The organism is Flavobacterium sp. 25HG05S-40, assembly GCF_052654735.1.
Genome location: NZ_CP199750.1, coordinates 809258 through 830500, shown reverse-complemented (window position 1 = coordinate 830500; position 21243 = coordinate 809258). Strand labels below are relative to the sequence as shown.

Below are 21243 nucleotides of genomic sequence, written 5' to 3'. Positions count from 1 at the left end.
GGTTAGTCTCCTAAAGCTTCAGCTGTTGCCTTAGTTGACTTTTTGTTTTTATGTGCAACTGTTTTCTCTTGATCATCATTACTTTCATCTTCTTGATTCTCGAACATTTCCATTTGTTGCTTTGGAGCTTGTTTGCCTTGCATGTATGCCAAGACCTCAACCTTTAGTCTTTCCATCAAATCTGATAGCTGAGCTTTGAATTGGTACTTACCACCATCCAAATCAATCGCTGGAGCAGTGAATGATACTACATCCCCACTTTCAAGCATTTTGTTTCCGGAAAGTGTAACAATGTTCAATCCTTTCTTGTTGTCGATTGAGAAGTCGGAAACATAGAACTTAAAGAAAACTTCAGATGCTGAATGCTCTCTGTCCTCAACGTAACTTTCAGGAGCTTCTACAGCTGACTCTACTAAGTTAAGGTCAGTAACTTCTTCGGTAACGAATGCGAAGTGTGGGATTAATGCTCTGAAGGCATTTCTCAGGTCGTCATGAATTGGCGCATCTGAGGTCGTTTTGATTGTGTTGTTCACATCAATGTCTTTTTGCTCGAACTCATAGCTGAGGAACAGGGAAGAACGAATACCCGCTTTTTTAATTACAATGTTCATATATAAAATTTATTAGTTTCTGAATAAAGTGTTGATTAAGATTTCCACTTCTTGCTCACTTTTGAAAAAGAAAGGTGCTAAGTTTGGCGCACAGGTGTTACCACATTGCTCAGCAGTCATGTTGTTGTATTTGTCCTTTTCAAAAATTTGAATCCATCCTGCAACACAATGTGTAGTGTTACATTCATTAATAACCTGGTCAGTAGTTTTGTTCTTCCAGTTATCATTTTGATGCCACGTTGACATTACAAGTCTATCATTTGCAATAATTGGCTTTAGTCTTTTCAAGTAATCAATTTCTTTTTCTGTCAAAAGCAAATAGACTCCCGGTGTAAACTTTCCTTCAGGAAAGGTGTATCCAATTTTTTCAAATTGAGTAGTCAGCTGTGGGAACTCCGCAGTAGCATTCGCCCTGATGTAGATGTAACCTGAAGTAGTCAGCTGTGGGAACTCCGCAGTAGCATTCTCACTGATGTCGATGTAACCTGAAGTAGTCAGCTGTGGGAACTCCGCAGTAGCATTCTCACTGATGTCGATGTTACCTGAAGTAGTCAGCTGTGGGAACTCCGCAGTAGCATTCGCCCTGATGTCGATGTTACCTGAAGTAGTCAGCTGTGGGAACTCCGCAGTAGCATTCGCCCTGATGTCGATGTAACCTGAAGTAGTCAGCTGTGGGAACTCCGCAGTAGCATTCTCACTGATGTCGATGTTACCTGAAGTAGTCAGCTGTGGGAACTCCGCAGTAGCATTCTCACTGATGTAGATGTAACCTGAAGTAGTCAGCTGTGGGAACTCCGCAGTAGCATTCGCCCTGATGTCGATGTAACCTGAAGTAGTCAGCTGTGGGAACTCCGCAGTAGCATTCGCCCTGATGTAGATGTAACCTGAAGTAGTCAGCTGTGGGAACTCCGCAGTAGCATTCTCACTGATGTCGATGTAACCTGAAGTAGTCAGCTGTGGGAACTCCGCAGTAGCATTCTCACTGATGTCGATGTTACCTGAAGTAGTCAGCTGTGGGAACTCCGCAGTAGCATTCTCACTGATGTCGATGTTACCTGAAGTAGTCAGCTGTGGGAACTCCGCAGTAGCATTCGCCCTGATGTCGATGTAACCTGAAGTAGTCAGCTGTGGGAACTCCGCAGTAGCATTCGCCCTGATGTAGATGTAACCTGAAGTAGTCAGCTGTGGGAACTCCGCAGTAGCATTCGCCCTGATGTAGATGTAACCTGAAGTAGTCAGCTGTGGGAACTCCGCAGTAGCATTCGCCCTGATGTAGATGTAACCTGAAGTAGTCAGCTGTGGGAACTCCGCAGTAGCATTCTCACTGATGTAGATGTTACCTGTTACTTCTGTAACGTCTTTGTAATCGCTTTGGTTTTCTTTCGTAATAATTAAATCTCCTGTAATTTTCATCTTGTAAATTTTTAAATTGTTGGTTATGTTCCTGATGGGAAAGCGGTCATTTCCGCTTTGGCTTTACTGATTAATGTTCTGCACCAATCCATTTGATGAGTGCAGCTTCTGTTTACTCGTTCACACCAGTTAACCAAATAGTTTTCATCGAAGCAGATTGCATCGACAAACTTGTTAGCGGTCAGCGCTGGTAGTGATGTTACCTTTTTAAGGTTGTCAATGACCTCAGAACTCAGCTTACGGTCGCGGTGGATTTTAGCATCTGCCAAAAGCTTTCCGGTTCTTGCAATTTGTGCAGCGCAATAGTTTCCTCTGTCAACTGCTTCCTGAATATCCTCATTCATTTCAACCTCGATAACCGATTGAATGATTTTAAGTTCTCTGCTGATCTGCTCAGCTGTAGCGATTTCGTTTTTCATTAGAATCCTTTCTTTAAAATGATTTCTTTTTTGAATCTATCTAGAGCATCCTGAAGCGTGTCGATTTTGGTAAGCATCTCTTCAACCTGCTTTTTATCGTTCATGTCATTCCAAATCTTTATTGTGTTATTGCAGTCTGATATCCTGATAATGGCCATTCCGTTCTTGTAAATCTTGGTGAAATAAGCAGACATTGAAGTGATGCTTTCCGGTGCTAAGAAGCCTTTCTTGTTATAGGTTACATGCTCCTTAATTTTCTTGGTTTTCTTAATCGCTTTATTCATTACGCAACTTCACTTTTATCGATTCCGAAAATTTTCAAGTCAGTAATTTTATCACGGTTCAATTCCAAAAACTCAATGAAACGCTCACAATGTTGCACAAGCTTTGGAAGGTCTCTTTCTTCATTGTATACATACAATTCAGTCCAAGTGTTCTTAAAGTCGGTTACAGTGTATTCAAACTCACTAATGTCAATTCCGTTTTGCTGAAGGCAGAAAGGATAAACAATGTGCTGCCAACCATTCTTATATTTGAAAGCGCTATACTTACCAGTGGTTTTGATATCGGCTACTTTGAAAGGAAGTAATTCATCTAAGTAACCATACACACGAACTGCTCCGTATTTAGTTTGCACAATACCTTCAGTGAATTGTTGAGTCAGTGCGCCTTTGAAATACTTAGCAAACTCTATACACAAATCGAAAGGGAAGTTGAAAAGATGGCCATTGTACTGCACGGCAATAAAACCGCTTTCCTTGTATGATTTAATTATCATCTTGTCAGAAGTACGATTGTCAATGATACAATCTATCACTTCATTGAAAGCAGTTCCTTTGTCAGCTGCTTCGCTTGAGAATGGTACCCGATTGATTCTGTCAATCAATCCCTGAAACTGTTCTTGCTCGAACTCTTCTTCTGTTTTGCTTGGATTTTCTGAAAATCCCCAGTACTCTTGGTAGGTTCGAGAGCTGTTGATGTAGCCCTCGAAACCATCCAAAAGTGTAGCATAAAATTGGAACCTAATCATTACTTATCTTCTCGAACGTTATACTATTTTCATTCATAAAATTGCTTAAAGCAACCATCTGATCGTAAGTACCTGTCACTTTCATTGTGATGATGTGCAAGGCTTTTTTATCAGGAGCTTCTGTAGTAGCAGGAACTTCTGTACTAGCTTCTGTACTTTCCTTAAATGGATTTTCTTCCTCTACTGCTTCAGGAGAACATTCGACACTGGCTGTTCTTTCTTTAGCTTCTCTCTGAGCAGTCTCTCGGTTGTTCTTTAAAGTGTTGGCATATTGAATTGTGGAATTCAAGTTCAGCGTGTCCAGGTACAAAGATTTTAGAAGATCAACATCGGTTCCGATAGCTTCGATGGTAACGATATCATCATTGATTTTATCAATTTTAGAATCGATGTCAGAATGAATGTCTTTCATCTTAGTGGTTTTGTTCAACCACTTATCATCGAATACCTTTTCTATCGGAACTAGCTTGAAATTTTTGCTGTTCCAGTATTCGATGATTGCATCTCGCTTGAATCCTTTTTCCTTTTCATCGCTTTCTTTTACAACACTATCAATCTTGGCAGAACAATCCCCGATCAGTTTAACAGTGTCAGTGATTAGCGATTTGAATTCGTCAAAAGGTTTGTTGAATTCTTTCTCAAGCTCAATTCTTTTTGAATTCAAGGCTTTTGCAGCGTTGTTAAGCATTGCCTTATCCTTCTTAGCCTGTTCGATGTTGCTTTCGTTGTAGTTGGCCACATCGTAATTTGGAAGAGCCTTTTCAACCAACGCCTTGATGTCTTTGGCGTTGGTAGTTAAGCTTCCTAATTTCTGACTGCTGATTACTAATTCAAGGTCTTTCTCTTGAATTACTAGTGTGTTACTAATGCTTTCCATTATACTAAAGAGTTTGATGGTTTAACTTCTTTTTTCTCTTCAGCTTTTGGAGCTGCAGCTTCGTACAATTTGCTTTCCTTATTGAAAGTAAGGTTTAATGCTTTAGCCTGTTTGATTAACAATTGGCCAGCTACAACTTTAGAGTTACCAAGGTGTCCAAACTCATCAATTCTACCAACGAATTCATTTGCTGAATCCGCATCATGTATTAAGGCCACCTCATGCTCTAGTTCTGCAATCAATGTTGTATACTTTTCTGCTGCAGCTTTTGAAGCATCAAGTCTTTTGGCATAGGCTTTAATTACGTGTTCAGTGAAGTAGTTGTTTGGAGCTGTAGGGTTTCCATTATCATCAACGATGATTGGAATTTTCATTATTGATGGAAGATTACAAGTGTTTTTTCCATCGTTACGGCTTGTCGGGTCAAAGGTTATAGTTCTTTCACGGCCGTTGGCTTCCATGTAACCTACAAGGTCAAGCTCAGTCACAAGACTATCGTAAGAGCTTCCACCAAATTGAGGAACATAACGAGTTTCGTCACCCTCTGTTTTTGTATCTCTGTGGGCAACAAAAATGATATGTTTTCCCATGATAGAGATACGCTTAACTAATGCTGAGAAAAGTCCTTTTCTTTCTCCGTATCCTTGAAGTGTTAAGCTTCCGTTTCCTTTACCCATTTTCGGATTTTGCTTGATGATATAATCACTCATAAAATCCAAACATTTACCACCGGTATCGATAACAAGAGTTTCGTATCCGGATAAATCTTCTTTGTCAAGAACATCAAGGAAATCTTGATAGCTTGAAACTTGAACTGTGTCAACACCATCAAGATGTGCAAAGTTCACTCTGTGTACTCCATTATCGAAATCAAACAATAATGGCTTGGGAGCTGACAACGCTAAGGTTGTTTTTCCCATACCCGGTTGACCATATATCAACCCTTTGATTCTGCTTTGAATGTTAAGTTCATTCGACTTTCTAATTAAGCTCATGTTAAAAAATTTGATTGTTATTTATTATTTATATTTCTGAGTTGCTCTATCCACCACCAAACGAATATCAGCGTTGGAACTGCTATGATGAGGCCAATTAAAGAGCACCACCAAACGATTATCATTATGTCCTTATATAGTTCCATTACTTGATGTCTAAGGCTACGAGAAGAACTCCGCACACTATTAATAGAACTACTACAGTACCAAATAAAATAAGTGCCATCTTCTCGAAGAATTTTGCTTTTTCTTCAATAGTTCTTTGCTGAGGTTTGAATAGATTCATCATGACAAAAAGAGATTAGTTTTGATGATTACTCCGTTAAGAATTTTACTCTCCACTACGCAATATTTCATTGCGGTTATGGTTACTGTCTTGGTCATTTTGTTGTGGTGAGCAACTGGAGTTTGTTTTAATTCGATAGTTGTAGACATTGGTCAGGTTGTGTTAGGTTAAACAAATCTTCTTTAGTGAAATTGGTCGGACTGTATTTTTGGCCTTGATACTCATAGCTGAATGGAATAGCTTTATGAGAATTGTATAAATCAGAGGCTTTGTTTACAGCTTCCTGAACATTTGGTGCAGAAATGCTATGAGTATCGAAGTCTTTTTCTTGCTCTCCAGCAACAACAAAACGGTACCATACTGTTATGTCGAAATTTTGATTTATATTTGTCATGTTCTATTTGATTATGCCTTGCTCGGCGTTAATTAAAATTTGATTGTAAAACCACTTCTTGCTCGAGGTGGTTTTTTTATTTTATTAAATCTGATTGAATTCTAAGTTGTGCTTCAGGAGATAACTGAATCCCCTTTCGGGTGCGCCCTGACTTAGCTCCCAACAAAGCCAAGGCGCTTTTTGCTTCACTTTCGATTTGTGCAGCTAATTGATAATTCTGCAACGCAACATCTTTCATTTGCTTTGCTGAAGCTTCCTGCTTCTTGAAGAATTCTATTTGTTGTGTGGTGTTCATTACGCACTTTGTGTTTCGGATTCGAAAATCTGCTCATCTGTCAATCCAGTGCTTCGGTAAAAATTAACCGCTGCCATCTTAGTCAGATTGTCTGACTGTCTTTCTGCTAATCTCTCTACTGAACGCTCAGAAATGTTCAAAGCCAAAGCTGTATTTAATCTGAAATTTTTGTCATTCAGCAGTTTTTCTAAAATCAATTGAGATACTTTAATCATCTTTGTGTATATTTGGTCGTACATATAGACAAAAGTACACACTTTGTGCATATAAAAAAATATTTTGCGCACTTTTTTACACTTTGTGCATAAAAACTTTTCAACATGGCAGAAACATTGACCCCGCAGGATATTAAAGCAGCGAGGAAAGAACTAGACTTGACTCAAGAAGCGTTTGGAGAACTACTCCACGCCAAGCTTCGTACTGTCCAGTCTTGGGAAAAGGGAGATAGGAACATGCAAGAAGCAACTGCACTACTTTTACAGCAAAAACTAGATGCGCACAGAAGCGCACAAAGTGTAGTTAACGAAACTCAGTCCACTTATGACATAGAAGTATCGCATTTGGATGGTTTACGCTCTAGTATTATGGAGGTGCCACTTGTGAACCAATATGCCTATGCAGGTTATATGAATGGCTATGGAGATCGTGAGTATATGGAAACACTTCCGAGAATTCCTTTTATATTAGATAAGGAATACAAAGGAGAGTATCTCTGCTTTCAAGCCAAAGGAGATAGTATGGAGTGTGATTCTGAAGAAAGCATTCCTGATGGCTCAATACTATTGTGTAGAAACGTTAAGCAAGAGCACTGGAGAAACAAACTGCACATCAACAGTTGGGACTTTGTCATTGTGCACCGGGAAAAGGGAATTGTGGCCAAGCGAATAGTTAAGCATGATGTAGAGAGAGGAATATTGACTCTGCACTCACTTAACTCATATTATCAGGATTACGATGTACACCTAAAAGATGTGCAGCAGATATTTAATATTGTAGAAGTTCAACAAAAAAGAAAACGAAGATGAAAAAACTATTATTCCTATTGATGCTCAGCTCATCAATTTACGCTCAAGACAAGTTCGAATGGTCAAATAAGATTACGGACTATGTAACTGCTGATGTTAACGGTACAGCACCTCAGATATATCCAAAGGCCGTAAACTGGATAAAGGAAAACTACGTTAACCCGAATGAAGTCATTAAGATGACAATCGAAAATGAGAAAATCCGGTTACAAGGATTCAAGAAAGACTTCAACTGTTTTGGTGGAGCTTGCGCAGATGGTACCTATACTATTGAGATATCTTTCAAGGATGGGAAATACAAGTTTGACCCTATCGATTTGAAGTTAAGCAATAGCGCTGGAAGCTTTGATTTTCCCCTTAATACTGATCTGCAGATTTACTACAATAAAAAGGGAGAGCTGCGCAAAGGTTCGAAGGAAGCACTTGACAATGTCGTTGGTTTATTCAATGGCCTTAATGAAAGCCTGAAGAACTATATCAACGGGACCGGAAAAAAAGAAGATTGGTAAAATGGATGAGGTTGACCAAAGAGTACTAGAGTTTATGGAAATGCTCAAGTCAGTTCGCGCCATAGAATTTGATAGTGACTTCTGTGCTGCCATCGGTATGCTCAAACAGAACCTGGGCAAAGTAAAAAGAAAGGAATCTCACTTCAGAATTGAACACATCCACATGATCAGGAAAGTTTACAATGGTAATCCTAACTGGTTTTTTGGTGTGGAAAACAATATGATTTTAGTGGCCAAAGCCAAATGAAATAAAGGTTGACAGAATTTTGTTGCCGACAATATAAAAAGACAATATAAAATCAAAAACACAACAAGAATAGATTAATCAACTGCCGTAAACACTGTAATTACATCGACAAAAGTATTGGACACTCAGATTCATAACCCTGAGGTCGGGAGTTCAAATCTCCCTCTCGCTACAAAAAAAGGTTTGGAACTTTCCAAACCTTTTTTTTTATTCCCATACTTCATCATAAGCATTTCTTAATCTCCATTTCACGATTCAAAAAACTATACCTAAAGAAATACATATTCATTTATTTGTAAGTTTTTTACATTTTAAAATAAGCAAAAGATGTATTTCATCGATTTTTTTGTGCTTTTTATCGATATATTTAAAAATCCTGTATAGTTTTGAAATGTCAAATAAAACAAAATGGAGTTCAACTTCCATTTAATTAATAAAATCATAATACCCCTAGTTATGAAGAAATTATTACTTAAATCAGAAAAATCAGTACTATTAATGTTCTTATTAATAGTCACCTCATTGTCAAGAGGTCAAAGTACACAAACTTACTCGAGTAACGGGACATTTATTGCCCCTGCAGGTGTAACATCCATTCAGGTTGAAGCCTATGGAGGTGGCGGTGGCGGTGCTCGTGGAGGAAGCTCTAACAGGCATGGCGGCGGCGGCGGCGGCGGCGGTGGCTATACTTTAAATAGCTCGGTTACTGTTATACCAGGAACAAGTTACACCATAACTATTGGTAATGGCGGTAATGGAAGTTCTAGTGGAAATGGTTCCAATGGGACTACAACAACTGCAACCTTCGGCGCAACTACAATCAATGCGACCGGTGGTGCTGGTGGTACTAGACACGCTTCTGGTGGTGCTGGTGGTGCTGGTGGTGCCGGAACAAAAGCTGGTGGTACTGGTGGTACTGGGACAAACTCAGGTTCTGGTGGTGGTGGTGGTGCCGGAGGTACAATCAGCGCAGGATCATCAGGAACCGTTGCTAGCGGTGGTGCTGGTGGTGGTGGTATGGCCGGTAACGGTGGTAATGGTACGACTTCAAACAATGCTTCAGGTTCAAATGGTACTAATTACGGTGCTGGTGGAGGTGGAGGAACTAGAACTTCAGGCGGCGGAAATGGTGCTGGTGGTTACATGGTTATCACTTATACTTGTACAACTTACAACTTAGTAGCCACAACTTCAACTGGCCCTTATTGCGGAACAACAGCGGCAACAGTAAATCTTAAATCAGGATCTTCTTCTCTACCAGAAGGTGTTTATAACGTTACATACAACCTAAGTGGAGCTACAACTGCTATTGGGAATACAGCAACCATGACTATCGGTTCAGGTGATGCTGGAAATGGAATTTTTACAACATCTCTTTTGAACGTAGGAACAACAACAGTTACTGTTACTAACTTAACATCAGTTAATTGTTCAAGTGCTATCTCTTCTTTCAATTCTGTAGCAATAGTTGTTAGTCCAGGGATTCCAACAGCAAATGCTGGAGCAGCTGTTGCAGCTTGTGGTAGTGGTACTATTAACGTTACGCCAGGTGCAAGTGCAACTAATGCAACATCCATTTTGTGGACATCTAGTGGTAGCGGTACTTTCAGCAACCCAAATTCTACAACAAGTTGCCTCTATACTCCTAGCGCTGCTGATATTGCAGTTGGAAGTGTAACTCTGACCTTAACTGCTTCAAATCTTGGATGTGGAACCGCAACATCAAATAAAACTTTGACTCTTAGTCAATCAATGACCGCTAATGCGGGTGCTGCCGTTGCTACTTGTGGTACTACACCTGTAAACATCACAACTAGTGCTAGTGCAACTAATCATACTTTAGCAACATGGACATCAAGTGGAACAGGTACTTTTGCTGATGCAAACTCATTAACAACTTGTACTTACACACCAAGTGCTGCTGATGTAACAGCTGGAGGCGTAACTTTAACATTGACTGTAACAAATGCAGGTTGTCCAACAGTTACTTCAACTAAAACTTTGACAATTACAACTACAACTTCGGTTGCAGGGACAGATATTAACACATGTACACTTTCAGGAGCAGTAAACATAACTGCTGGAGCGACTGCTACAAACTACTCATCAATAACTTGGTTATCAAGTGGCTCTGGAACTTTCACTAATGCGAACTCATTAACAGCCTGTACCTACACCCCAAGTTTACTAGATATTTTAGCTGGCAGTGTAACATTAACACTGAGAGCTAACGGAATTGCTCCTTGCGGAAATGTAACTTCAACAAAAACATTCTTCGTAAGAAGTCCAATAATTGCTACAGCAGGGGGTAATGTAACCACATGTTCTACTGTAGCTTCTGTGAACATCACTTCAGGTGCAAGCGCAACAAATCATACTTCAATAACTTGGACTTCAAGCGGAACAGGTACTTTTGCTGATGTAAACTCATTAACAACTTGCACCTATACTCCAAGTGCTGCAGATAAAATAGCCGGTAGTGTTATTATAACTTTAACCGCTACAAACGGAGGTTGTCCAGATGTTGTATCAACTAAAACATTAACTATTAATCCTGCCGCTACGGCAATTGCTGGACCTACGGCAATTACATGTTCGTCTACTGGAGCTTTTAATATAACTTCAGGTGCTAGTGCTACTAATCAGGCCAGCGTAACATGGACATCTAGCGGTACAGGTACTTTTGCTAACGCAAACTCATTAACGACTTGCACCTACACACCAAGTGTAGCTGATATTACTGCAGGAAGCGTAACACTAACATTAACAGCTTTTGGGAATACCCCATGTGGAAATGTTACTTCAACAAAAACTTTGAATATTAGTAGAGCCATGACTGCCGTTGCAGGAGGCACCATTACTGTTTGTGCTACTACAGCAACTGTAAATGTTTCAACAGGGGCAAGTGCAACAAATCATACTTTAGTAACTTGGTCATCCAGTGGAACTGGTACATTTACCAATCCAAATTCATTAGGAGCTTGCTCTTACACTCCAAGTGCTGCTGATAAAACTGCAGGAGGTGTTACTATAACATTGACAGCTACAAATGCTGGATGTCCTCCAGCAGTATCAACAAAAACGTTGACTATATACAATACTCCAACCGCAGTAGCCGGAACTGCTGTAACTACTTGTTCAGCTACTGGTGCAGTAAATATTACTACAGGGTCTAGTGCAACAAATCAAACTTCGGTGACTTGGACATCAAGTGGTACGGGTACTTTTACAAATGCTAACTCATTAACAACTTGTACTTACACTCCAAGTGCGGCAGATATAACAGCAGGAAGTGTAACATTAACGCTTACCGCTTTTGGAAACTCTCCTTGTGGTAATACAACATCAACGAAAGCATTGACAATAACTCCATCTGTAACCGTTACTGGTACAACACCAGGATCAAGAACAGGAGCCGGAACTGTATTATTAGGTGCAACTGCATCTGGCGGTGCATTAAACTGGTATGCTAACCCAACTGGTGGTGCTGCGTTAGGAACTGGAACGAGTTTTACAACTCCAGTAATCTCATCAACAACTACATTTTATGTTGCAGCTGTTAACGGAATTTGTGAATCCTCACCAAGAACAGCAGTAATTGCTACCGTAAATTTTGCAGAAATAGATATTTTAGGAAATGCTACATCAATAGCTAATGGTGATAATTCGCCATCTGCTTCTGACTGGACTGATTTTGGAACGACTAACCCAACTAGAACATACACTATCCGTAATGCTGGAAGTTCACTATTGACTGTCGGTGCCATAACAATCTCAGGAACTAATGCAAGCGATTTCGCCGTTACCACTCCTCCAAGTGCTACAGTAGCCATTGGTGCAAGCACTACTTTTGTAGTAACTTTTGCCCCTACAGCAGTTGGTGTTAGAACAGCTAATATTTCAATAGTAAATAATGACGGAAACGAAAACCCATATGCTTTTGACATTCAAGGAACTGGAGTGCAGCAAGAAATAGAAATTCAAGGAAATGCGGTAACCATTGTTGATGGAGACAGTACACCTTCAACTTCTGACTGGACTGATTTTAGTAGTGTTGCTGGAACTAGAACTTATACCATTCGCAACCTTGGAAATATAGCTTTGACAGTTGGAACAATAACAATTGGAGGTGCACACGCATCTGACTTTACAGTTACCACTCTTCCTGCTGCTACAGTAGCCGCAAACAGCAGTACTACATTTGTCGTAACATTTGCCCCAAATGCCATCAATACAAGAACTGCTACAATTAGCATCGTAAATGACGATAGCAGCGAAAACCCTTATGATTTTTCAATACAAGGTTTTGGTGTAATTCCAGAAATAGATATTCAAGGAAATGCTGCGTCTATCACAGACGGTGATGCTACACCAACAACTGCCGATTGGACTGATTTTAGTTCCACAGCAGGTACAAGAACTTTTACCATATTTAACAATGGTAATATAGCTTTAACATTAGGAGCTATAACTATAGGTGGCCCAAATGCCTCTGAATTTACAGTTACTACGCCACCCGCTGCTTCAGTACCTGCATTTAGCAGTACAACAGTTACTATTACGTTTTTACCAACAGCAATAGGAACTCGTTCTGCTACGTTTTCAATTGTAAACAACGACAGCTCTGAAAACCCATACAACTTTAGTATTCAAGGAACTGGGGTACCAAGAGAAATTGATGTAGAAGGATTAAGCTTATCTATTGCAGATGGCGATACTGTAACTTCAGTATCTGACGGTACAGATTTTGGACCAGCAGATATTAATCTTGCTACAGTAACACGAACTTTCACCATTAGAAATACAGGTTCGCTAGCATTGACTATTGCTAACCCTACAATTACTGGACTTAATGCTTCTGAATTTAGTATAACAGCTAATCCTGGTACATTATCAATTGGAGCTGGATCGAGTACCACTTTTCAGGTAACTTTTAATCCAAGTGCAGTATTTACTAGAGTAGCACAAATCAACATCACTAATAATGATGCTGATGAAAACCCATACAACTTTGCTATTCAAGGAACAGGCTTACTAGATAATGATGGCGACGGAATTGAAAATAATACAGACCTTGATGATGACAACGATGGTATTATAGACACTATTGAATGTGGTACTTGTATAAGTGACCCATTTGTAAACGGTAGCTTTGAAGCGCCTGTAATTGGAGCCTCTACTTTTAGTATTCAGCCTACTGCTAACGTTACTGGATGGCAAACTAGTGCAGAACCTTTTATAGAAATTTGGAGCGCTGGTTTTAATGGATTCTCTGGTCCTGGAGTTCCTGCAGCAGCTGGAAATCAATTTGCTGAGTTAAACGCAAACGTAGCTGGGATACTATATCAAACTTTCTGTTTGAATGGAGCAGGTGGAACAATCAATTGGTCAATTAAACATAGAGGAAGATATTCTGCTTCTTCACCAAGTGGAACAGATACCGCTTTTGTAAAGTTTGGACCAGACTTGGCTACTGCCATTGCTTCCACTCCAATCGTAACAATGGTAGATGGAAATACAGCATGGGGGTCTTATTCTGGCACCTACACAATTCCTGCCGGTCAAACTAATATTGTTTTAACATTCCAAGCAGGTTCTACTTCATCAGGAAGTCCTTCTGTAGGAAACTTTATTGATGATATTCAGATTATTATCAACCAAAACTGTATTGACAGTGATGGTGATGGAATAGCGGATTTATTAGATGTGGATGATGACAACGATGGTATTTCAGATATTGAAGAAGCCGGATTCAAAGCTTTGAGTGGAAACAAATCCACTATGGACAGAAGTAGCGCTGCTACTTGGGTTGATGCTAACACTAATGGTCTAAATGATTATATCGAAACTATGATTTCAGGTAGTACTTATGTAATTCCAGATGCTGATGGAGATGCTATCTTCAACCACTTGGATTTAGATAGTGACAACGATACTTTATTTGATATTGACGAAGCTAACGTATTAAACGGTGACGGAGACATCAATGGTGATGGTAGAGGTGATGGTTTAGATACAGAAGGTGATGGTTTATTAAATCTTCATGATAACTCAGCGGTATTCGGAACAACTTTCAGAGCGTATGCTCAGGATAGTGATTCTAACGGTATTGCAGATTACTTACAATTAGATTCCAATGATGACGGTATTAATGATATACAAACTGGTCTTTACGGAAGTTTTGACATCAATGGTGATGGTAAAATTGACGGAACTGGTGACACGGATAGAGATGGTATCTTAAATGTTTTTGATACTAACGACGCCTTGAGAGGTTCGCCTAGAGACTTAGACAGAAAACTGTTCTTAGATTTTGACGGAAGAAATGATTACGCAGAAGATTCAGCGATTCTTGGCGGATTATCTAATGCAACTTTAATGGCATGGATTGACTTAAACCCTACATTCAGTTCAACAGGTTTCGTTGTTGGACAGGATAGATTCAAAATACAGGTGACAAGTGCTAAATTGCTTCAGGTAGTTGTAAACGGTACTTCTTTAACTTTTGGAACGCCTTTGACAACAGCAAGATGGTATCATGTGGCTGCAACTTATGCAAGTGGTAATTTAACGCTATTCTTAAACGGAAAATCAGTTGCGAATGTAGCGCTTTCAGGAAGTATTGGTGCCGATACTAGCAAACTTACTTTAGGTAAAAATGCTACATCTAGCACGAATTTCTTTAAAGGTAAAATTGACGAAGTTAGAGTATTCAGCGTAGCCTTAACACCAACACAGTTAGAAAGAATGGTGTATCAAGAAATACAAAACACTGGTTCGCAAGTAAGAGGTGCGATTGTACCAAGAGATATTGGTTCATTGCCTTTCACTAACGTATTGAGATACTACAGAATGGATACTTACAAAGATGATATTGTAGACAATCTAACAACCCCTGCGATAGATTCAGGAACCGGAATGAAATTATACAACCATAAACTGATAGATTACCAACAAGCACCAATGCCATTTACAACAGCTAGAACGGGTACTTTTGCTGACGCTGTAAATGACGCTTCAAGAGACATTAGAGGTTTAGATGTATTAGATTTTGATTATTCTATCATTCAGGTAAGACACAATATTACTGAAACTGCTAACAGTACAGATTTAGCTTTATTTGTTGACCCAGGAGTAACGATTAATATGACTAATGATACTAAACTTCAAAACGACTGGTATTTGAAATTGGATGGTAAAATCGACTTGGTTGGAAAATCACAGTTAATCCAAACCGCGAACTCCGAATTAGATGTTACAAGTGCAGGTTCTCTAGAAAGAGACCAACAAGGTCAGTCGAACCGATTTAACTATAACTATTGGTCATCTCCAGTAAGCTCAATAAGTGCTACAACAAACAATCACGGGTTTACTGTAGCTGGCGTAATGAAAGACGGAACTAATGCTAGTTCACCTCAAAACATACAATGGACAACAGGTATCAATGGTGCAGCTACATCGCCAATTACTTTGAGTAGTTACTGGATATTTAAATTCCAAAACTCATCAAACGCATATGCTAACTGGGGTTCTGTTGGACAAAACGGAACATTATTACCTGCTCAAGGATTCACCATGAAAGGTTCTGCTGCAGCGACTGCAAACCAAAACTATACTTTCGTTGGAAAACCAAACAGTGGTACTATTACCTCAACTGTTGGCCCTACTAACTTAAACTTATGTGGTAATCCTTATCCATCTGCTATTGATGCTGATAAGTTTATTGACGACAATGCTTTGAGTATTGTAGGTACATTGTATTTCTGGGAACACTTTAACACCAACTCTTCTCATAATACTATTCAGTATCAAGGAGGTTACGGTGCCTACACTAAAACGGGTGGAACTGCTCCTGTAGCACATCCTGATTCCAATGGATTAGGTTCTAGTAGCAAAGTGGCTAAACGATTTATCCCAGTAGGACAAGGTTTCTTTGTTACTGGTTCTGCTACTGGTGGTTCAGTTACCTTCAACAACGGTCAAAGATTATTCGTTAAAGAAGATGATGCTGTTAGCTCGTATACGTTATTCAAATCGAATAATAATACGGTAACATCTGAACCTGATCCAACTATGAACAATGCTCAGGACGAATTTGTTCAGGAAGAGTTCATGAAGTTACGTCTTGGATACAATTCAACAGACAACTATCACAGACAAACGTTGTTAGGATTCATGAATCAATATGCTACTTCTGGATACGATAATGGTTATGATGGATTAAGCATCGAGGTATTGACCAATGACATGTACTTTATCAACGGTACTGACAAATTAAATATCAACGGTGATGGATTCTTTAATGTGAACAATATTTATCCTATTGGAGTTAAAAATGCAACATCAGGTAACGTTACTTTTGAACTAGACAGTTTAGAGAATTTTGATGAAAATCAAGAAATCTATATCCATGACAATGTGACCAATACCTATAACAGTATCAAATCACAAAGCTATGAAGTAAATCTTCCTGCGGGAACTCATGAAACTCGATTTACTTTAAGATTCACTGATGGTACAGCTCTTGGAACTGGTGAAAACGAAGCAAATCATGGTATTGCAGTGACACACTCACAGTCTAACAACATGATTAACATCAAAAATCCATTACAAGAAGTAACGGTAAAATCAGTTGCTTTGTTCAACTTATTGGGACAAAAAATAACAGATTGGAACATCCAAAACCAAGACCAAGCCGATATCCAACTTAAGGTTTCAGACATCAGCACAGGAACTTACATTGTAAAAGTTACCACTGACGGCGGTGAAATCACTAAAAAAATCTTGGTAAAAAAATAATCTATTTTGCTTTTATTTGACACTAAATGCATTGTATAAAAAATCCCCGCTAGTCGGGGATTTTTTGTTTATTATAAACATTGTATTTTAAAAATAAGAAGCACAACCCTTTCTTGTTTAGGAAATCTCTTCCCGCTGTCCGCTGTACTTCGGTGCCGCTCCCATCGGGGCTAGCGAGAACGTTAGTCGTTATCAGGGAGTCTTTTTTAACCCAGCTTTGCCATCAGCGTAGCAAAATCCATCTGAAACTGCTCGCCACTCTGAATGTCTTTTAAGATAAAGTCAGCACCTACCATTTCCTTAACCACAAACGGAATTCCCCTGCGTTCTGCGTGCTTAAACTGTTTGTCAATCTTGGCCGCATCAGGATACATTTCACTCTTAATATTATGACTTCGCAAAGTTGTTATCGCTTTCATGGCTTCAAAAGTCTGGCTTTCACCAAAATTTAAAAACAATACTTTCGTACCCGTAGTAACCGTTTGCGGGAATAAATGCAGTTCTTCCAAAACCAAATAAATGCGGTCTAGTCCAAACGAAATTCCCACACCACTCATATCTTTCAATCCGAAAATTCCGGTCAAGTCGTCATATCGTCCACCGCCGCCGATGGAACCCATAGCTACAGTTTTTGGAGCAGCTACCTCAAATATAGCTCCAGTATAATAATTCAGGCCGCGCGCTAAGGTTACATCCAAATCTAAAATCGCTTGTTGTAAACCAAGTTTAGTAACGTTGTCACAAATGAAACGTAGTTCTTCAATGCCTTTTTTGCCTTCTTCTGAAGTAGAAAGCATCCCGGATAACTTCTCTAGTTTTTCCGAAATGGTTCCCGTGAAATGAAATAACGGCTGTACTTTTTGCAAAGCGGCTTCCGAAATACCCTTCTCAAGCATTTCTTTTTTCACGCCTTCCTCTCCTATCTTGTCCAGCTTATCCAAAGCCACTGTAAAATCGATGAGTTTATCAGACGCGCCAATTACTTCAGCAATTCCCGACAATACTTTCCTGTTGTTGATTTTTATCGTTACATCTTCCAACCCTAAATCGGCAAAAACCGAATCGTACAACTGTACCAACTCCACTTCCTGCCACAACGATTTAGAGCCTACAACATCAGCATCGCATTGATAAAATTCGCGAAAACGCCCTTTTTGTGGACGATCGGCACGCCAAACCGGCTGAATCTGATACCGCTTAAACGGAAATTCAATCTCGCTTTGGTGTTGCACCACATATCTTGCAAACGGCACGGTTAAGTCGTAACGCAAGGCTTTTTCAGATATTTTGCTAGTTAATTTTTTATAATTGATGGTTTGCAATTCATCGGTAGCAACTTTATCTAAATAATCTCCCGAATTCAATATTTTAAAAATCAAACGGTCGCCTTCTTCACCATATTTTCCCATCAAGGTATCCGAGTTTTCGAACGACGGCGTTTCTATAGGCTGATATCCATACATTTCAAAATGATGTCGCATGATGGAAATGATATAGTTGCGTTTGGAAACTTCTGCCGGTGAAAAATCGCGTGTGCCTTTCGGAATACTTGGTTTTGATGCCATTTTTTATTTGAAATATTAAATTTTAGATTTTAAATATCTAATATCTGATGTTTAATATCTGATATTTTACTGCAAATATCATATTTTTTAGCACTATTTTCGATACCAATGTCGATATTCTTGTAACAAAAGCTGTACTTTAGTGTCAAATTACCGTTATGATTGGATTATTCGGAGAAAATATAAAAATAGCAACCAGTTCGATTCGGACGCAATTGTTGCGCACCGTTTTAACGATATTGATTATTGCTCTAGGAATTTGGGCTTTGGTGGGTATTTTAACGGTAGTTTCGGCTTTACAAAATACCTTATCGAGTAATTTTGCCTCGATGGGTTCGAATACGTTCAACATCAATCAATATGAAAATACCAACCGTCAACACGGCGGTAATGAAGTCGAAAAAATCAATCCTATTATCTCTTATCCTCAAGCGAAAGCCTTTAAGGAAAGTTTCAATTATCCGCTGACGCACACTTCGTTATCCTTTACGGCAACTGCTGCGGCCGAAGTGAAATACGACAATCAAAAAACCGATCCGGAAGTTATGGTGATGGGTGTTGATGAGTATTTTACGGCTAATTCTGGTTTGGAAGTTACCCAAGGTAGAATTTTCAACACTTTCGACATTCAAAACAATACCTATTCCTGTATTATTGGTTCTGATTTTGTGACCAAAGGGTTGTTGAAAGATGTCAATCCAATTGGTAAAACCTTATCCCTTCGCGGGGCCAAATTTAAAGTTATTGGCGTATTGAAAGAGAAAGGCTCTACGTTTGGAAATCGTCAAGATTTGCGAATGCTGATTCCGATTCAAGTAGCACGATCTATGTTTTCGATGCCCAATATCAATTATACGGTCAGCACGATGATTGAAAAAAACGAATTGTTGAATGAGGCCGTTGATGATGCGATTATTACAATGCGAAAAGTACGCAAACTGAATCCGGTAGAAGACAATAATTTTGGTATTTCCCGCAGTGATGATTTGATTAATAGAATCGCTGAAATGACCGATGTATTAAGTCTATCGGCTTGGATTATTGGTATCATTACTATTTTTGGTTCTTCCATAGCGCTTATGAACATCATGCTGGTTTCGGTAACCGAAAGAACCCGTGAAATCGGAGTTCGAAAAGCATTGGGCGCTAAGAAAAGTACGATTGCTTTTCAGTTTTTTGTAGAAACCTTGATCATTGGTCAACTTGGAGGATTGGTAGGGATTATTTTCGGAATACTCACAGGCTATTTGATTGCAGTAGCCATCGATTTTAGTTTTGTCATTCCGTGGCTAGCGATTATAGCGGCTGTAATTACCACTTTTATAGTAGCTGTTGTTTCCGGTTCGTATCCTGCGATAAAAGCAGCCCAACTTGATCCTATTGAAGCTTTACGCTACGAATAGTCAGTATTTATTTTTAAAGCGACGCAAGAATCATTCGGTCATTACCATAAATATCTTGCTGCAATTGCACCTCTTTAAAGCCATAACTTTTTACCAATGCTACCGTTTCTTTACCGAGATATTGGTTGATTTCGAAATACAATTTTCCATTCTGATTTAGATTTTTCTTAGCCAATTCGGTAATTTTTCTGTAAAAAAGTAATGCATCGGTGTCTTCTACAAACAGAGCCAAATGCGGTTCATGTTCTAAAACATTCGGTTTAATTTCGGCTTTTTCTAAATTCCGAACATACGGTGGATTCGAGACAATGATATCGAATTGCTGCTCTAAATCTTCTGTTTCCAAAATATTTTTCATTAAAAAAGAGACATTGGCGTTATGGAGTCGAGCATTCTCTTGTGCAGTTGCCAAGGCATTCTGGGAAACATCAATTGCTGTAACTTCAGCATACGGAATATGCTTCGCCAACGAAACTGCGATACAACCACTTCCTGTACCAATATCTAAAATCCTTGGTCTTTCGACTTTTGACTTTTGACTTTCGACTAGTATCAACTCCACTAATTCTTCCGTTTCGGGTCTAGGAATCAAGGTGCTTTTGTTTACCAAAAAACGTAAGCCATAAAATTCGGTTTCACCTAATATATATTGTATTGGTTTTTGTTTTTTCAAATCAGAAACGATGTCTTTCCATTTTCTTAAATGAGTGAAATCGATAGTTGTATTTGGATTGAGTGCTAAATCGACACGAGTCATACCATGCAAATGACCTAATACAAGAGTAAAGAAGCTGTCCACTTCCTGTTCATCATAAATAGATTGTAATGCTTCTCTAAAAATATGTTTGTACTCGTTTAATACCATTTAAAGTTGTTTTATCATCCAAACCGGACAGGTAGTATGTCCCGTATTTCCTAAAGGTTCACAAAGATACTCAAATCCGGCTTTTTTATATAAATGTTGGGCCGTTTCCATTTCGGGTAAGGTTTCGAGATAACATCTTTCATATCCCATTTCCGTTGCTTTTTCCAGACATTTTTGAATCATTTGGCTGCCAATTCCTTTGCCTCGTGCTTGTTGCAAGAAATACATCTTTTGCAATTCACTTATATTTTCTTTCGAATGGTCTAACTGCGCAACTCCCGCACCGCCTACAATTTTATCGTTTTCTTCTACAACAAAATAGATGGCTCTTGGTTTGTCATAAGCTTCAAACATACAATCCAATTGCTGGTCAGCAAAGGCTGTTCCGGTTTTGGGATAATCGTCAGTGATAAAAACTTCCCGAATTACGGCTGCAATCTGCGGATTGTCTTGAGGTTGAATTTCTCTTATGATGATACCTTTCATTCTAAAAGTTGTCTTATTTTTGTG

General features: G+C 39.1%; 20 protein-coding genes. 5 read left to right on the top strand and 15 right to left on the bottom strand.

The window, feature by feature from the left end:
- Positions 1-2 precede the first annotated feature (2 nt).
- From ACULEU_RS03550 to ACULEU_RS03495, 12 genes are all read right to left on the bottom strand, one after another.
- On the bottom strand, positions 3-611 hold the full coding sequence (locus ACULEU_RS03550) for a hypothetical protein (RefSeq protein ID WP_445454077.1): 609 nt from the start codon (positions 609-611) through the stop codon (positions 3-5).
- A gap of 12 nt (positions 612-623) precedes the next feature.
- Positions 624-2024 (bottom strand): DUF4097 family beta strand repeat-containing protein, encoded by a 1401-nt coding sequence (locus tag ACULEU_RS03545; RefSeq protein ID WP_445454076.1) that lies wholly within the window; start codon positions 2022-2024, stop codon positions 624-626.
- A gap of 23 nt (positions 2025-2047) precedes the next feature.
- A complete protein-coding gene (locus ACULEU_RS03540) occupies positions 2048-2443 on the bottom strand; it encodes a hypothetical protein (RefSeq protein WP_445454075.1) in 396 nt (131 codons plus the stop codon).
- The gene (locus tag ACULEU_RS03535) at positions 2443-2727 is read right to left on the bottom strand and encodes a hypothetical protein (protein WP_445454074.1); all 285 of its coding nucleotides are present in this window, start codon (positions 2725-2727) and stop codon (positions 2443-2445) included. Before ACULEU_RS03535 ends, ACULEU_RS03540 begins: the two co-directional genes overlap by 1 nt.
- On the bottom strand, positions 2727-3473 hold the full coding sequence (locus ACULEU_RS03530; RefSeq protein ID WP_445454073.1) for a hypothetical protein: 747 nt from the start codon (positions 3471-3473) through the stop codon (positions 2727-2729). Before ACULEU_RS03530 ends, ACULEU_RS03535 begins: the two co-directional genes overlap by 1 nt.
- Entirely contained in the window at positions 3466-4350 is an 885-nt protein-coding gene (locus ACULEU_RS03525; RefSeq protein WP_445454072.1) for a DUF1351 domain-containing protein, read from the bottom strand. Before ACULEU_RS03525 ends, ACULEU_RS03530 begins: the two co-directional genes overlap by 8 nt.
- A complete protein-coding gene (locus ACULEU_RS03520) occupies positions 4350-5345 on the bottom strand; it encodes an ATP-binding protein (RefSeq protein ID WP_445454071.1) in 996 nt (331 codons plus the stop codon). The genes ACULEU_RS03525 and ACULEU_RS03520 overlap by 1 nt, the downstream gene beginning before the upstream one ends.
- 145 nt (positions 5346-5490) lie before the next feature.
- The gene (locus tag ACULEU_RS03515; RefSeq protein ID WP_445454070.1) at positions 5491-5634 is read right to left on the bottom strand and encodes a hypothetical protein; all 144 of its coding nucleotides are present in this window, start codon (positions 5632-5634) and stop codon (positions 5491-5493) included.
- Positions 5631-5780, bottom strand: a complete 150-nt coding sequence (locus ACULEU_RS03510; protein WP_445454069.1) for a hypothetical protein — start codon at positions 5778-5780, stop codon at positions 5631-5633. The genes ACULEU_RS03515 and ACULEU_RS03510 overlap by 4 nt, the downstream gene beginning before the upstream one ends.
- Complete coding sequence (locus tag ACULEU_RS03505; RefSeq protein WP_445454068.1) at positions 5759-6025, bottom strand: hypothetical protein; 267 nt, start codon at positions 6023-6025, stop codon at positions 5759-5761. Before ACULEU_RS03505 ends, ACULEU_RS03510 begins: the two co-directional genes overlap by 22 nt.
- A gap of 76 nt (positions 6026-6101) precedes the next feature.
- Positions 6102-6320 (bottom strand): hypothetical protein, encoded by a 219-nt coding sequence (locus ACULEU_RS03500; protein ID WP_445454067.1) that lies wholly within the window; start codon positions 6318-6320, stop codon positions 6102-6104.
- A complete protein-coding gene (locus ACULEU_RS03495) occupies positions 6320-6535 on the bottom strand; it encodes a hypothetical protein (protein ID WP_445454066.1) in 216 nt (71 codons plus the stop codon). The genes ACULEU_RS03500 and ACULEU_RS03495 overlap by 1 nt, the downstream gene beginning before the upstream one ends.
- 105 nt (positions 6536-6640) lie before the next feature.
- Between ACULEU_RS03495 and ACULEU_RS03490 the strand changes: the two genes are divergently transcribed.
- The 4 genes from ACULEU_RS03490 (at position 6641) to ACULEU_RS03475 (ending at position 16900) form a co-directional block, all read left to right on the top strand.
- The gene (locus ACULEU_RS03490) at positions 6641-7345 is read left to right on the top strand and encodes a S24 family peptidase (RefSeq protein ID WP_445454065.1); all 705 of its coding nucleotides are present in this window, start codon (positions 6641-6643) and stop codon (positions 7343-7345) included.
- Complete coding sequence (locus tag ACULEU_RS03485; RefSeq protein WP_445454064.1) at positions 7342-7854, top strand: hypothetical protein; 513 nt, start codon at positions 7342-7344, stop codon at positions 7852-7854. The genes ACULEU_RS03490 and ACULEU_RS03485 overlap by 4 nt, the downstream gene beginning before the upstream one ends.
- Position 7855: 1 nt before the next feature.
- On the top strand, positions 7856-8101 hold the full coding sequence (locus ACULEU_RS03480; protein ID WP_445454063.1) for a hypothetical protein: 246 nt from the start codon (positions 7856-7858) through the stop codon (positions 8099-8101).
- Positions 8102-8557: 456 nt separating this feature from the next.
- Positions 8558-16900, top strand: coding sequence for a choice-of-anchor D domain-containing protein (locus ACULEU_RS03475; protein ID WP_445454062.1), 8343 nt, complete (start codon positions 8558-8560; stop codon positions 16898-16900).
- Positions 16901-17106: 206 nt separating this feature from the next.
- Here the strand turns inward: ACULEU_RS03475 and hisS are convergent, their stop codons facing one another.
- The gene (hisS, locus tag ACULEU_RS03470) at positions 17107-18465 is read right to left on the bottom strand and encodes a histidine--tRNA ligase (RefSeq protein WP_445454061.1); all 1359 of its coding nucleotides are present in this window, start codon (positions 18463-18465) and stop codon (positions 17107-17109) included.
- Positions 18466-18623: 158 nt separating this feature from the next.
- On the opposite strand from hisS, the gene ACULEU_RS03465 reads away from it, so the two are divergent.
- Complete coding sequence (locus ACULEU_RS03465; RefSeq protein WP_445454060.1) at positions 18624-19868, top strand: ABC transporter permease; 1245 nt, start codon at positions 18624-18626, stop codon at positions 19866-19868.
- Positions 19869-19881: 13 nt separating this feature from the next.
- Here the strand turns inward: ACULEU_RS03465 and prmC are convergent, their stop codons facing one another.
- Positions 19882-20733: a peptide chain release factor N(5)-glutamine methyltransferase gene (gene prmC / locus ACULEU_RS03460; protein ID WP_445454059.1), complete on the bottom strand. Its 852-nt coding sequence runs from the start codon at positions 20731-20733 to the stop codon at positions 19882-19884.
- Positions 20734-21219: a GNAT family N-acetyltransferase gene (locus ACULEU_RS03455; protein WP_445454058.1), complete on the bottom strand. Its 486-nt coding sequence runs from the start codon at positions 21217-21219 to the stop codon at positions 20734-20736. It abuts the gene before it with no gap.
- Positions 21220-21243: the final 24 nt, after the last annotated feature.